10 protein-coding genes are annotated in these 14,473 nt (G+C 70.9%); 3 read left to right on the top strand and 7 right to left on the bottom strand.

Going from position 1 to position 14,473, the window contains the following annotated elements; genetic code table 11:
- The first annotated feature begins 197 nt into the window (after positions 1-197).
- Positions 198-1,178 carry an IS110 family transposase gene (locus ACTJKJ_RS24370; protein WP_440819474.1) on the top strand — a complete coding sequence of 327 codons (981 nt, stop codon included), beginning with the start codon at positions 198-200 and terminating at the stop codon, positions 1,176-1,178.
- 286 nt (positions 1,179-1,464) lie between these two features.
- Positions 1,465-3,537 carry a M3 family metallopeptidase gene (locus tag ACTJKJ_RS24365; RefSeq protein WP_440822633.1) on the top strand — a complete coding sequence of 691 codons (2,073 nt, stop codon included), beginning with the start codon at positions 1,465-1,467 and terminating at the stop codon, positions 3,535-3,537.
- On the opposite strand, the gene ACTJKJ_RS24360 is transcribed toward ACTJKJ_RS24365, so the two are convergent.
- Positions 3,522-6,614 (bottom strand): EAL domain-containing protein, encoded by a 3,093-nt coding sequence (locus tag ACTJKJ_RS24360; protein ID WP_440822631.1) that lies wholly within the window; start codon positions 6,612-6,614, stop codon positions 3,522-3,524. The two genes, ACTJKJ_RS24365 and ACTJKJ_RS24360, sit on opposite strands and share 16 nt — an antisense overlap.
- Positions 6,615-6,931: 317 nt before the next feature.
- On the opposite strand from ACTJKJ_RS24360, the gene ACTJKJ_RS24355 reads away from it, so the two are divergent.
- Positions 6,932-7,891 (top strand): hypothetical protein, encoded by a 960-nt coding sequence (locus tag ACTJKJ_RS24355; protein ID WP_440822629.1) that lies wholly within the window; start codon positions 6,932-6,934, stop codon positions 7,889-7,891.
- A 181-nt stretch (positions 7,892-8,072) separates the two neighbouring features.
- On the opposite strand, the gene ACTJKJ_RS24350 is transcribed toward ACTJKJ_RS24355, so the two are convergent.
- The 6 genes from ACTJKJ_RS24350 to ACTJKJ_RS24325 all read right to left on the bottom strand — a co-directional run bounded on the left by ACTJKJ_RS24350 (position 8,073) and on the right by ACTJKJ_RS24325 (position 14,399).
- Positions 8,073-9,338: an MFS transporter gene (locus ACTJKJ_RS24350; protein ID WP_440822627.1), complete on the bottom strand. Its 1,266-nt coding sequence runs from the start codon at positions 9,336-9,338 to the stop codon at positions 8,073-8,075.
- Complete coding sequence (locus tag ACTJKJ_RS24345) at positions 9,335-10,801, bottom strand: DNA recombination protein RmuC (protein ID WP_440822626.1); 1,467 nt, start codon at positions 10,799-10,801, stop codon at positions 9,335-9,337. The genes ACTJKJ_RS24350 and ACTJKJ_RS24345 overlap by 4 nt, the downstream gene beginning before the upstream one ends.
- A gap of 329 nt (positions 10,802-11,130) precedes the next feature.
- Positions 11,131-12,114 carry a 2-hydroxyacid dehydrogenase gene (locus ACTJKJ_RS24340; RefSeq protein ID WP_440822624.1) on the bottom strand — a complete coding sequence of 328 codons (984 nt, stop codon included), beginning with the start codon at positions 12,112-12,114 and terminating at the stop codon, positions 11,131-11,133.
- 91 nt (positions 12,115-12,205) lie between these two features.
- Positions 12,206-12,937: a nitroreductase gene (locus tag ACTJKJ_RS24335; RefSeq protein WP_183490110.1), complete on the bottom strand. Its 732-nt coding sequence runs from the start codon at positions 12,935-12,937 to the stop codon at positions 12,206-12,208.
- A complete protein-coding gene (locus ACTJKJ_RS24330) occupies positions 12,934-13,416 on the bottom strand; it encodes an acyl-CoA thioesterase (protein ID WP_440822622.1) in 483 nt (160 codons plus the stop codon). Before ACTJKJ_RS24330 ends, ACTJKJ_RS24335 begins: the two co-directional genes overlap by 4 nt.
- Positions 13,417-13,445: 29 nt before the next feature.
- On the bottom strand, positions 13,446-14,399 hold the full coding sequence (locus tag ACTJKJ_RS24325) for a histone deacetylase family protein (protein ID WP_297384845.1): 954 nt from the start codon (positions 14,397-14,399) through the stop codon (positions 13,446-13,448).
- Positions 14,400-14,473: the final 74 nt, after the last annotated feature.

The following is a 14,473-nucleotide window of genomic DNA, read 5'->3' as shown; positions in this document are numbered from 1 at the left end:
CCCTTGTATCTTTCGTTTTGAGAGTACACACAGGTTTGTTTTGGCAGTTGTCCACAGCCCGTCTGCCCTCTGGGATACCTAGCCCGTGGGAGAGCATTTGGCGTGGACGACTGGCCGTCTGTTGAGCAAGCCCGAACAGTTGCTGGACGGCCGACATGCACTGGCGTGCTCGGACCTCGAATTTGCAAGGATGGGAAATGGCAGGCGCACCTGAACTGATTTTTGTTGGTATCGATGTTTCCAAAGCCACGCTTGAGGTGGCCTTGAATGACAGGGACAAGACGCAGACCTTCAGCAACGATGAGCCCGGTTTGAAGTCGCTGTTGGCGATGCTCACTGAGATGCGCGAGCGCGTGGGAGTCGTTCTGCTGGAAGCCACCGGTGGGCTGGAGCAGCCGGCGGCGGCGATGCTGTGCGCGCATGGTTTGGCCGTCATGGTGATCAATCCGCGCCAGGCGCATGACTTCGCCAAAGCGATGGGCTACCTGGCCAAGACGGACCGCACGGACGCGAAGATGCTGTCGCAGTTTGCGCGCACGCTGCATGCCAGCGACCGGCGCGAGCGACTGCTCTACAAACTGCCCACGGACGCGCAGGAGACACTGCTAGCCATGGTGACGCGGCGCAGTCAGCTCGTGGCCATGCGGGTGGCTGAGCACAACCGATTGGCGAGCATGCACGCGTCGCAGCGCAAGAGCATTCGCACCATTCTGAAGATGCTGGACCACCAAATCGGAAAGATCGATGACGATGCGGGCGGCTTCCTGAAGGAGCACTTCAAGGACAAGCTGGAGTTGCTCAAAGGGCTCAAGGGAGTGGGGCCAGGCACACAAGCGATGCTGATGGCTGCGCTGCCCGAACTCGGCCAACTCAAGCGACGCGAGATCGCCAAACTCGTGGGTGTGGCGCCGTTGAACAACGACAGCGGCACATTCAAGGGTCGGCGCTCCACCTGGGGTGGACGGGCCAATGTCCGTTCGGCGCTGTACATGGCTTCGCTCAGCGCTGTGCGTTATGACCCTGTCCTCAGGAGCTTCTACGAACGACTGGTGCAAGCGGGCAAGCCTAAGAAGGTGGCGCTGACCGCCTGCATGCACAAGCTGCTCACCATCATCAACGCCGTCATCAAGTCCGGCACCGCTTGGCAGCCCTCTTATCCACAGCCCGCGCTAGCCTGATTAGCGCTTGACTTGGAACACAGTTGCTCTCCCGCAAGCGGGAGAGGGGGTAAATCCCCGCGGCGCGCTACCAGCGGCGCACTTCGCTCTTCTTGCACCCTCTCCCGCTTGCGGGAGAGGGAGGGGTGAGGGCCAGCAGCCTCCGCAGGACAATCCGCGCCTCGTGATCGGGAGAGCCATGGGCTTGATAGCCTGGCCCCCATCCCCACGATAGAGAGCTCCCGCGCATCCGCGCGCGAAAGGCTGAGACACTGTCCCGGCATTTCGTCAGACTCACGAGGCCTGCATGACCGACTCCTCCGCCCCTTCGGCCGCCGCGCCGACCGCCGCCAACCCGCTGCTGTCCACCGCGCCGCTGCCTGATTTCGCCGCGATCGACCCGTCCCACATCCAGCCGGCCATCACCGAGCTGCTCGCCCAGGCCCAGCAGGCGCTCGAGCAGGTCACGGCGCCCGGCGCGCCGGCCGACTACGAACGCCTCTCCCGCACCCTGAACGTCGCCACCGAGCGCCTGGGCACCGCCTGGGGCGCCGTCGGCCACCTGAACGCGGTCGCCAACACGCCGGCGCTGCGCGAGGCCTACAACGCGATGCTGCCCGCGGTGACCGAGTTCCACACCGCGCTGGGCGCCAACGAGGCGCTGTACGCGCTCTACAAGGCGATCGCCGCGCAGCCGGGCCTGACGTCCGAACGCGCCCAGCTGCTCAAGCACGCGATGCGCGACTTCGTGCTCTCCGGCGCCGAGCTGCAGGGCGAGGCCAAGGCGCGTTTCGCCAAGATCCAGGAGCGCAGCGCCGAACTGGGCCAGGCCTTCTCCGAGCACGTCATGGACGCCACCGACGGCTGGAGCTACTTCGCCACCGCCGCCGAGCTCAAGGGCGTGCCGGCGGACGTCGTCGCCAACGCGCGCGCCGCGGCCGAGAAGGACGGCCACGCCGATGCCGACGCGCACAAGCTGACGCTGCACTTCCCGGTCTACATGCCGGTGATGCAGTACGCCGAGGACCGCGCGCTGCGCGAGCGCTTGTACCGCGCCTACGTGACGCGCGCGAGCGAGCTCGGCGACAAGCCCGACTGGGACAACGGCCCGCTGATGCAGGAACTGCTGATGCTGCGCCAGGAGGAGGCGAAGCTGCTGGGCTTCGCCAACTTCGCCGAGGCCTCGCTGGTGCCCAAGATGGCGAGCTCGCCGGCGCAGGTGATGAGCTTCCTGCGCGACCTGGCGACCCGCGCCCGCCCCTATGCGCAGCGCGACCTGGACGAGCTGCGCGACTTCGCCAAGGCCGCGCTGCGCCTGGACGATCCGCAGGCCTGGGACCTGCCCTATGTCTCCGAGAAGCTGAAGGAGGCACGCTACGCCTTCTCCGACCAGGAAGTGCGGCAATACCTGACCCTGCCGCGCGTGCTGGACGGGCTGTTCCGCATCGTCGACCGGCTCTTCGGCGTGCAGCTGGTGCCGGCCCAGGCCTCGGTCTGGCATGAGTCGGTGCAGTTCTGCGAGCTGCGCCGCGACGGCCAGTTGATCGGCCAGGTCTACCTGGACCTGTACGCGCGCAGCGGCAAGCGGCCCGGCGCCTGGATGGACGAGGTGCGCAGCCGCTGGGCGCGGCCGGACCTGGCCGGCAGCGGCGCCGAGCAGATTCCGGTGGCGCACCTGGTCTGCAACTTCCCGCAGGGCGCGGACGGCAAGCCGGCGCTGCTCACCCACGACGACGTGACGACGCTGTTCCACGAATGCGGCCACGGGCTGCACCACCTGCTCACGCGCGTGGCGGAACTGGGCGTGTCGGGCATCTCCGGCGTCGAGTGGGACGCGGTCGAGCTGCCCAGCCAGTTCATGGAGAACTTCTGCTGGGAGTGGGAGGTGATCCAGCAGCTGTCGGCCCATGTGGACACCGGCGAGCCGCTGCCGCGGGCGCTGTTCGACAAGATGCTGGCGGCCAAGAACTTCCAGGCCGGCCTGCAGACGCTGCGCCAGATCGAGTTCGCGCTCTTCGACATGCGGCTGCATGCCGAGCCCGGCGCCGAGACCCGGGTGCAGGAATTGCTGGACGAGGTGCGGGCCGAGGTGACGGTGCTGCCGCCGCCGGCGTTCAACCGCTTCCAGCACAGCTTCTCGCACATCTTCGCGGGCGGCTATGCGGCCGGTTACTACAGCTACAAGTGGGCCGAGGTGCTATCCGCCGATTGCTGGAGCGCGTTCGAGGAGGAAGGCGTGTTCAACCCAGCGACCGGCCGGCGCTACCTGGACGAGATCCTGTCGATGGGCAGCGTCCGCGACGCGATGGACAACTTCAAGGCCTTCCGCGGCCGGGAGCCGCAGATCGACGCGCTGCTGCGGCATCAGGGCATGGCCTGAGGCCGGGCCGGCGGCGGCGACGCCGCCGGCTTCTTCCACGGCACGGTCTGGATCAGGCGCCGGGCGTCCTCCGCCGGCAGCGCCTGGGCGAACAGCCAGCCCTGCGCCATCTCCACGCCGAGCGTTTCCAGCAGCGCGGCCTGCGCCTGCGTCTCGACGCCTTCGGCCAAGGTCCGCCAGCCGCGCGCGCGGGCCAGGCCGACGATCGTGCGCACGACCTCCTGCGCCTCGCCGCCCTCGCCCAGCCGCGTGACGAAGCTTCGGTCGATCTTCAGCGTGTCGACCGGGAAGCGGTGCAGATGGGCCAGGGAGGACTGCGCGGTCCCCACGTCGTCGATCGAGAGCCCGAAGCCCAGGCGCGCCAGCGCCTGCAGCAGCTCGGCATGGCGCTGCGGCCAGGCCATCGCGGCGCGCTCGGCGACCTCCAGGCGCAGTTGCGAAGGCGGCACCTCGCCGAGCGCCTTGAGCGCCTCGCGCGCATCGGCCAGCAGCACGTCGCCCTGCGCCAGTTGCGCGGCCGACAGGTTGATCGCGACCTCGCCCTTGAAGCCGATCTCGCGCCAGCGCCTCAGCTGCAGCGCGGCTTCGATCAGCGTCCAGCGGCCGATGGCCATGAGGTGGCCGCCCTCCTCCGCCGCCGGGATGAGGTCGTCCGGCAGCACCGGGCCGCGGCTGGGATGTCGCCAGCGGATCAGCGCCTCGAAGCCGAGCAGCGCGCGGTCCGAGAGCCTGACGATCGGCTGGTAGTCGAGTTGGAATTCCCCCGCCTGCAGGCCGCGCTCGAGGTCCTCGCGCAGCGCGCGCCGGGACGCCTCGATGCGCAGCTGCGTCGGGTCGAACAGGCGCGCGTGGCCCGTACCGGCGGCCTTGGCGCGAGCCAGCGCGCTTTCGGCGGCGGCAAGCAGGTCGTCCGGGCTGAAATTGCCCTGCCCCGTGAAGGCCCACCCCGCGCTGGCGGTCAGGCGGTGCGCGCCGGTTCTCGAGCCCGCGTTCGCTGCCTCGATCGTCTCGAACAGGAACGGCTCCTCGATGCGCGCCAGCGCCCATTCGGGCACGCGGTCGACCAGCGCGCCGGCCTCGATGCGGGCGTCGAAGAGCACGCCGAACTGGTCCGCGCCGAGCCGCGCGACCATGCGGCCCGAGCGCGCCGCCCGGCCCGTGCCGCCGGCCAGGCGCCGTGCGCATTCGACCAGCACCGCGTCAGCGGCGACCGGCCCCTGGCGCTCGACGAACGCGCGGAAATCGTCCAGGCCCAGCAGCACCAGGCCGATCGGTACGCCGGGGGTCGGATTGGCCAGGCGTTGGGCGATCAGTTCCATGAACAGCGCCCGGTTCGGCAAGCCGGTCAGGCGGTCGCGCAGCGCGTCCTGCGTGGCCTGCTCGTGCAGACGCTCCTGCTCGCTGAGGTCCGTGAGGGCGCCGGCCATGCGCACCGGCTTGCCGTCGCGCCTCACCGCGACGCCGCGCGCCAGCAGTGCGTGCCGCTGGCCGCCCTGCTCGAAGCGCAGGACATGGTGGAACTGCAGGCTGCGGCCCTGCAGGTGCGCGTCGAGATCGGCACGGAACAGGCCGGCGGCCGCGTCGTCCAACGGACGCGTGAAGCGCGCGATGCCCTCCGGCGGTTCGTTGGACCGGGCACTGGCAGTTGCATCACTGCCTCCGCCCGCACCGCTCGCTGCGTCGCCCATCAGCGTCAGCCATCGCGCCGACACCTCCAGCCGGTCCGTCGCGATGTCCCAGTCCCAGAGGCCGTCGTTGGCGCCCTGCGCGGCGAGCACATGGCGCTCCTCGCTGAGTTTCAGGCGACGCAACGACCCCCGCCGTCGCGACCAGGCGGCGAGCCCGCGCAGACCGAGCACGCCCGTGCTCGCCGCGGCGACCGCCAGCAGCGGATGGCCGAGCGCGAGCACGAGGAAGCGGTCCTCGAAGGCCCATTGCGCCGCGGCCAGGCCTGCGCCCACCAACAGCGCGACGCCAGGCAGCCCGAGCCACAACCGGCCGCGCGCCAGCAGCGCCGCGCACAGCAGCGGCAGCGCCAGCAGCGCGGCCAGCTCCGCGATCGAAGCCCAGGACGGTCGCGTCAGCGTGCGGCCGGTCAGGAGGTTGTCGACGACGGTCGCGAGCCGCTCCGCGTCGGGCAGGCCGGCGTCGAACGGCGTGGGGAAAGCGGCGCCGGCCCCGCGCGCCGACACGCCCAGGATCACGATGCGGTGGCGCAGCGCCTCGTCGGGCACCTTGCCGTCGACCAGGTCGGCCAGCGACACCGAGCGAAAGGTGCCGGCCGGGCCGTAGGGGTTCACGCCCTGGCGCGACAGTAGGTCCAGCGGCACGCGCAGCGTGCCCCAGCGCAGGTCGCGGCTCCAGCGCAGCGTCGCCTCGGACCAGGGCTGGCGCATCGCGTCGCCGGCGATGCGCAGCGCCAGCGACGGATAGGCCGCGCCGTCCAGCGGCAAGGCCGGCAGTTCGTGACGCACCGCGCCATCGGCCTCGCGCACCAGCTGCGCATGGCCCAGCGACTTCGCCGCCGACAGCAGCGGTTCCGGCGGCGCGTCCGCGCGCGCCGGGCGCAGCGCGCTGCGGGGCTCGCCCTCGACGTTGAGGAAGGCCTGGGCGCGCAGCGCGGGCGGCACGGCCGCGGCTGGCTCGAGTGCCGGCGCTCCGACCGGGGGCAAGGAGGCGGTGGGCGAGGCGGATGCCGCGGAGATCGAGGCGGGCGGCAGCGCGAACGGCAGCAGCACCGGCGCGCCGCCGCGCATGGCGGCCGCCAGCGCGGCGTCGCCGTCGGGCCGCGCGCCCTGCATCGGCAGGTCGATCGCGATGAGGCGAGGCTGAGCGGCCTGCACCCGCGCGATCGCCTCGGCGAGCAGCGGTCGCGCCGGCGCCATGCTGCCGAAGCGCGCGGCGCTGGCGTCATCGAACTGCACCAGCGTGATCGGGTAGGTCGTGCCGGGCGCGAGCCGACCGCGCCATTGGGCTTGCGCGTCCTGCGCGAGGCCGTCGAGCCGCGCGATCGGTCCGGCCTGCGGGCGCGCGAACCACAGCAGCGCGACGACCGCCGTCACCGCCAAGGCCAGCACCGCTTGCGCCCAGGCCCAGCGCGAAGGCCATCGCAGCGCGCCGCGTTGCGGGGCCCTCGTGCCTCGCGGTCCGTTCGATCCAGCCCTCATCTCGCGTGTCATCGTCCCTCGCTTCATGGCGCGCCCGTGGGCGGCTTCATTGCGCCCCGCCCGCATCATCGCCGCGCCGCATCCTAGGCGAAGGTCCCCGCCTTCCCAACACCGCGTGCGCGGGGCGCGCCGGCCCGACGATGCGATGCGGCCTTGTCCGACAGACCGCCCCCCGCCCCGCCCTTAAGGTGGATCAACGACCCTTCGGTCGAGCGATGGAGTTCGCCATGCGTTCCCTCCCGTCCCTCTTCCATGCCGGGCGTCCGAGGCACGGTCGCCACGGCCCCGGCCATCACGGCGTGATGTTCTGGCTGTCCCATGCGGCGCTGCTGCTGGGGCTGCTGCTGCTCGCGACCGAGGTCTCGGCGCAGCAAGGCGCAGGCCTGCGCGCCCAGTACGAGCAACTCGCGCCGCAGCTGGCGCGCAGTCCCTTCCAGCGGCCGATCGTCCTGAGCTCGGTGAACGACACCGAACGGCCCACCGGCGAGATGCATGCCGTCGTCCAGCACAACTTCGCGACGCTGGCCGGCGCGCTGCGCGATGCCGGGGCGTGGTGCGACGTGCTCACGCTGCCGGCCAACGTCAAGCGCTGCGCGGTCGAGGACGACGCCGCACCCGGCGCGACGCTGCACATGGCGATCGGTCGCAAGTTCGACCAGCCGATCGAGGATGCCTATGCGCTCGACTTCCGCTTCCAGGTGCTGGCGGCGCAGCCGCAGTACCTGCTCGTCGAGATGAGCGCGAACAAGGGACCGATGGGGACCAGCCACTATCGGCTCACGCTGGAAGCGGTGCCGCTGGACGCCAGGCGCAGCTTCGTGCGGCTGCGTTATGCGTACATGAACAACCTCGCCGCGCGGGTGGCGACGAACGCCTATCTGGCGACCTCGGGCCGGGAGAAGGTCGGCTTCACCGTGGTCGGCCGCGAGGAGGATGGTCAGCCGCGCTACGTCGGCGGGATCCAGGGCATCGCGGAACGCAACACGATGCGCTATTTCCTCGCGATCGAGTCCTACCTCGACACGCTGTCCACGCCCGCCGACCAGCGGCTGGACCGGAGACTGCGCGATTGGTTCGCGGCGACCGAGCGCTATGCGCGCCAGCTGCATGAGCAGTCGCTCGAGGAGTATGTGGCGATGAAGCACAAGGAGGCGCGCCGGCAGGTCGCGATGGCGCCGGGCGAGTGAAGGTGCCTGTCCCGCCGACGAGCGGGACGGCAAAAGAAGCGGGCGCACTGCGTAGGCCGCTGGCCCTCACCCTACCCTCTCCCGCAAGCGGGAGAGGGAATCCTTCGACCAACGCCGCTCTTGCGCAGTCTTCCGCTCGCCCCGCGAGGGGGAGAGGGTCCCGACCAACACCGCTCTTGCGTCAGCGCGTCGAGCGGCCCATTTCTCTGGCGGCGAACTGCGCGCCCACCAGCACCGAGGCCATCAGCCACAGCGGCGCCGCCGCGACGCTCATCGCGGCCAGCGCGCCGAAGCCCAGCGGCATCGCCACCGTCGCGCCGTTGGACGCCAGCATCCGCAGCCCCAGCGCCTGGCCGTGCCGGTCCGGCGGCGTGACCTGGTGCATCGTGGCCAACACCATCGGCTGCACCGCGCCAAGCGCCAGCCCCAGCACCGCAGAACCCGCCATCAGCCCCAGCGTGCCGGGCAGCCAGGCATAGACGATCAGCGTCACGGTGGCGATGGCCATCGCCGCGCGCAGCGCCTTGACCTCGTCGATGTGATGGGCCCAGCGCACGATGGCCAGACGGACCAGCGTCGCCGCGGCGGCGAAGCTGCCCAGCACCAGGCCGATGCTCGAGGCCGACAAGCCCTTCGCGTGGCCGACGACCGGGACGACGAAGCTGTGGGCATCCCAGCACGAGGACATCGCGACGTTCACGATCAGCAGGTTGCGCAGGCCGCGGTCCTTCAGCAGGTCCCAGGCGGGTCGCGGCTTGGCGCCGGTCGCCAGCGGCGCCGGGGCCTGCCGCGGCACGCGCAGCGCGACCGCCCAGGCGGCCAGCGGCAGCAGGGTCGACAGCACCAGCGCGGCGCTGAAGCCCGCCAGGTCGATGACGATGCCGGTGATCACCGGCGCCAGCGCGTTGGACAGCGCCGGGCCGAGCGCCACCCAGCTGAACACGCGCTTGAGCTGCGAGGGATCGCGGGCCATCAGGCCGGCCTCGCGCTGGATCGCGACCGCGGAGACGGCGACCGCGCCGCCACAGAGCAGGCAGCCCAGCGCCAGCAGCCACAACCAGCCCAGCAGCTGCGCGGCCAGCGCCAGCACCGCGCCGGCGAAGGCCATCGCCACGCCGATGCCGACCGGCCGATGGAAGCCGTGGCGGTCGGCCAGCCGGCCGGCCCACATCGACAGCCCCAGCGGCGCGACCGCGAACAGGCTCAGCAGCACGCCGACGAAACCACCGCCGTAGCCCTGGTGCAGCACCCACAGCGTCGCCGCGACCCGCGTCGTCGCCATGCACGCATGCACCGCCACCAGCGAGGCAATCACCGCCGCGAAGCCAACGCTCAGGCCGGTGTATCCCGCCACCGGCGGCTGCGGGATACCGATCGCGTCGGCGTTCGTGCCGACAGGCGCGGGCCCGGGCGCACGCGGGGGCGTCGAGCCGGGCCGGTCGCTCATCCGGCGGCGCCTTCCTCGTCGGGCGTGTCGGTGGCACCGAGCTGCAGCACACGGGACATCTGGTCCTCGGGCAGCGCCTCGACCGTCTTGAGCCGGCGGGTCATCGCGCGGGTGCGGACCTCGGCGGCATCGATCGTGTTGCTCGCTTCCTCGAGCTTCTTCTTCGTCTTGGCCAGCACGTCGCCGAACTTGCCGAACTCCGTCTTCACCGCCGACAGCACCTCCCACACCTCGGCCGAGCGCTTCTCCAGCGCCAGCGTGCGGAAGCCCATCTGCAGGCTGGACAACGTCGCCAGCAGCGTCGTCGGGCCGACCAGCATCACCTTGTGCTCGCGCTGCAGCGCCTCGCTCAGGCCGGGGCGACGCAGCGCCTCGGCATACAGGCCCTCGGTGGGCAGGAACAGCAGGGCGAAGTCGGTCGTGTGCGGCGGACCGAGGTACTTCTCGCGGATGGTCTTGGCTTCCAGCCGCAGCCGCGTCTCGATCGCCCGGCCGGCCAGCTCCGCCGCCGGCGCGTCGGCGCGCTCCTGCGCCTCCAGCAGGCGCTCGTAGTCCTCGCGCGGGAACTTGGCGTCGATCGGCAGCCAGATCGGCTTGCCGTCGTCGCGCTGCCCGGGGAGCTTCAACGCGAATTCGACCCGCCCGCCGCTGCCCGGCACCGTCTCGACGTTGGCCGCGTACTGCTCCGGCGTGAACACCTGTTCCAGCAGCGCCGCCAGTTGCACCTCGCCGAAGATCCCGCGCGTCTTGACGTTGGTCAGCACCCGGTTCAGCGAGCCCACATCGCGCGCCAGCGTCTGCATCTCGCCCAGGCCCCGGTAGACCTGCTCCAGCCGCTCGGCGACCTGCTTGAAGCTCTCGCCCAGCCGCTGCTCCAGCGTCGCGTGCAGCTTCTCGTCGACGGTCGCCCGCATCTGTTCGAGCTTCTTCTCGTTGTCCTGCTGGATCGACTGCAGCCGGGCCTCCACCGTGCGACGGGTTTCCGCCAGGCCCGCCTCGTTGCGCTGGGCCAGCGCCTGCAGCTGCTCCGTCAGCACCGTGGTCGTGCGCGCGGCGGCGGCGTCCTGCGCCTCGCGCGCGGTCGCGGCCTGCTGCGCCAGCGACTGCTGCAGCTGCGCCAGCTGCACGCGGAAGGCGTCGATCTGCTCGTTCTGCGAGCGCGCCGTATCGCCACCCTGCGTCAACAGCGCCTGCTGGAACTGGGTGAGCGTCGTCAGCGTCTCCTGGCGCAGGCCGGCGTTCCCGCGGCCGACTTCCTCGCGCAGGCCGGTGTTCACGCGGCCCAGCTCATCGCGCAGCGCCCGCTCCAGGCGCTCCAGGCGTTCCCCGGACTGCTGCACCAGCGGGCCCATGGTCACCGCCGGATCCGCGCCGGACTGTCGTCGCAGCGTCAGCCAGACGGCGATGAGGAGGATCACGATCACCCCGGAGAGGGCGAGATGCAACAGGTCAACGAAAGTCATCGAGCGATTCTCTCAGCGCCAGCCCTGACGTCCCCGCCACATTTCTTTCACCCTCTCCCCGCTTGCGGGGAGAGGGAGGGGTGAGGGGGCGTCGAAGTACGACAGCAGTGCCGTGCGATGCCCCCTCACCCTAACCCTCTCCCCCTCGCGGGGGAGAGGGGACAGAAGAGCCGTGGCAGTCCACCACACCCAAACCGTGGCGGGACGCCACACCCAAACCGTGGCAGGACGCCGATGGTGTGGGACGGCATGGCTTGGGGTTCAGGCGCTTGCCGCCTGCGGCCCCATGCCATGGCGGCCAGCGCGCCGTCCATCGCAGGTAGGCGCCCTCACCCCCGCACCACTTCCGGATTCAACGCCGTCGGCGGCACCCCACCCGTCAGCGCGGCGATCAGGTTGTCGACGGCGAGATTGCTCATCGCCCGCCGCGTCGCGATGGTGGCGCTGGCGATGTGGGGTGTGAGCACCACGTTCTCGCACGCGAGCAGGTCGGGATGCACGGTCGGCTCCCCTTCGAACACGTCCAGGCCAGCTGCGGCGATGGTGCCGGCCTTGAGCTCCGCCGCCAGTGCCGCGTCATCCACGACCCCGCCGCGCGCGATGTTGGTCAGCGTCGCCGTCTTCTTCATCAAGCGGAGCTCGCGCTGTCCGATCAGGTGGTGCGACGACGCGCTGTAGGGCACGACGATGATCAGGTGGTCGGCGCGTCGCAGCAGCTCGTCCTTTTCGACCCACTGCGCACCGAGCGGTGCTTCCTGGTCGGCCGGCAGGCGCGAGCGGTTGTGATACAGCACCGGCATGCCGAAGCCCAGGTGCCCGCGCCGCGCGATCGCCGCGCCGATGCGTCCCATGCCGAGCACGCCCAGCGTCGCGCCATGCACGTCGGCGCCGGCGAACATGGTCACCGACCATTGTTTCCACTCGCCGCGGCGCAGGAAGTGTTCGCTCTCGGTGATGCGGCGCGCCGTCGCCATCATCAGCGCGAAGCCGAAGTCCGCGGTAGTTTCGGTCAGCACGTCCGGCGCGTTGGTCACGACGACGCCGCGTGCGGTGCAGGCGGCCACGTCGATGTTGTTGTAGCCCACGGCCATCGTGCAGACGGCTTTCAGTTGGGGGCAGGCGTCGAGCAGCTTCGCGTCGATGCGCTCGCCGCCGGCGATGTACGCGCCGGCCTTGCCCTGCAGGCGGCGGATCAGTTCGTCCTGGGACCAGCCCGTGTCGCTGTCGTTGGCCTCGACCTCGAAGTGAGGGCGCAGCCGGTCGACGATGTCGTCGAAGGTCTTGCGGGCCACCAGGACGCTGGGCTTGCTCATGGGCGCATCTCCGTGCAGGAAAGCGCCAACTGTAGGCCGATGGTCCGAGGAGGCCGAACGCGGATCGCCCACCTCGGCGTCCGCGTGTCCCTCACTCGAGGAAGCGGGTGAACGCGGCCACCGGATCGCGCTCGGTGACCAGCGTGTTCTCGATCGCCGCCGGGTCCGCGTAGCCCAGCGACATCCCGCAGACCACCTGCTGGTTGGGCGCCAGGCCCAGCTCCTCGGCGATCACGCGATGGAACTGGGTGAAGGCCGCCTGCGGGCAGGTGTGCAGGCCGCGGCCGCGCGCCGCCACCATGATGTTCTGCAGGAACATGCCGTAGTCCAGCCAGCTGCCCTGCTGCATCACCCGGTCGATGGTGAACATCAGGCCCACCGGCGCGTCGAAGAAGCGGTAGTTGCGTCCGTGCTGCTCATGCATGCGCAGCTTGTCGCCCTTGGTGATGCCGAGCAGCCCGTACAGGTCCCAGCCGACCTTGCGGCGGCGATCGATGTAGGGCGACACCCACTCGCGCGGGTAGTAGGCGTACTCCTCGCTGTGGGTGGCCAGTTCCTCCGGGTCGTCGTAGACCGACTGGATGCGCGCCACCAGCCGGTCCTTCGCGCCGCCGGTCAGCACATGGACCTGCCAGGGCTGGGTATTGGTGCCCGAGGGCGCCCGCGCCGCCACGGCCAGCAGCTCCTCGATCAGCGCGCGCGGCACCGGCGTGGGCAGGAAGGCGCGCATCGAATGGCGGGTCACGATGGCGGCGTCCACCGCCGCGGATTGCTCGGGCGTGGGCGGCGTGAACGGATTGGGCAGCGGGTCGGGCAGGGTCATGGCATCTCCAGCGCTCGCAGCGCTTGCTGGTAGGTGTCGGGCAGCGCATCCACCGGGCGGCGCGTCTCCCGGTCGACATAGACGTGGACGAAGTGCCCGCGCGCGGCGCACAGCGGCTCGCCCTCGGCGAACAGGCCGATCTCGTAGCGGACGCTGGAACGGCCGCGCTTCGTCACCCGCAGGCCGGCTTCCACGAATTGCGGGAAGGCCAGCGAGGCGAAGAAGTTGCAGTGCGTCTCGATGACGAGGCCGATGACGGTGCCATGGTGCAGGTCCAGCGCGCCCTGCTCGATCAGGTAGCGGTTCACCGCCGTGTCGAACAGGCTGTAGTAGACGACGTTGTTCAGATGGCCGTAGACGTCGTTGTCCATCCAGCGCGTGGGCACCGGCTGGAAACGGGCGAAGGCCTCGCGCGGCTCGGGGGCCGGGCGTGGCTCGGGCGTGGAAGCGTCGGGGCGGTTGGCGGACATGGAGGACATGGCGGCGATTCTTCCACCGCGGCGCGGGGTCAGGTGTCGCGCGGGCTACTGTCGCGCCAGCGCCCCCAGGCCTGCGCCGCCGCGTCCAGCGTGCGCATCTGCACCTCGACGGTCACCGCCAGGTCCTCGCCGTAGCCGCCGGCCATGCTCAGCGCGACCGGGATGCGGCGCTCGACCAGCGCGTCCAGCACCATCCGGTCGCGGCGCAGCAGCCCGTCGGCGCTGAGCTTGAGGCGGCCGAGCCGGTCGCCCTCGTGCGGATCGGCGCCGGCCAGGTAGAAGGCCAGCCCCGGCGGGCGGTCGGCCAGGCGTCGCCAGACCTCGGCCAGCGCGGTCTCCAGCGCGTCCAGGTAGACCGCGTCCCCGCAGGCGTCCGGAAGGCCGACGTCCAGGTCGCTCGCCTCCTTGCGGAAGGGGAAGTTCTTCTCCCCGTGGACGGAGAAGGTGAACACGCTGTCGTCGTCCTGGAAGATGCTGGCCGTGCCGTTGCCCTGGTGGACGTCCAGGTCCACCACCAGCACCCGCAGGCCGGCGCGCCCGGGATGGCGGCGATGCCATTCGGCCTGCATCAGGCGCGCGGCCACCGCCACGTCGTTGAAGACGCAGAAGCCGCTGCCCTTGTCCGCATACGCATGGTGCGTCCCGCCCGCCAGGCTGGCGGCCACGCCCTCTTCCAGGGCGGCCCGGGCCGCCGCGATCGTCGCCCCGACCGAGCACAGCGAGCGCCGCGGCAGCGCCGGTCCCCAGGGGAAGCCGATCTCGCGCTGCGCCGCCGCGCTCAGGGTGCCGTGCATCACGGCGTCGATGTAGTTCGGCGTGTGCACCAGCGCCAGCGCCTCGATCCCGGCCGCCTCGGCCACCCGCGGGCGCATCACGCCGGGCTCGCGCTCCACCCGCTCGCGCAGCATCTGGTACTTGGACTGCGGGAAGCGATGCCCGGGCGGCAGGGCCAGCGTCAAATGGTCGTAATGGAAGGCAAGCATGGTCCGGGACGCTAGCAGAGCGCGCCCTGGCGCGCCGGCGGGGCTCGACGCCGCGATTTTGCTGCGATGCACAA

The sequence above is a fragment of the Roseateles sp. 22389 genome, from assembly GCF_052044995.1.
Classification (GTDB): Bacteria; Pseudomonadota; Gammaproteobacteria; order Burkholderiales; family Burkholderiaceae_C; genus Roseateles.
This window is presented reverse-complemented; position numbering and strand designations above follow the sequence as displayed.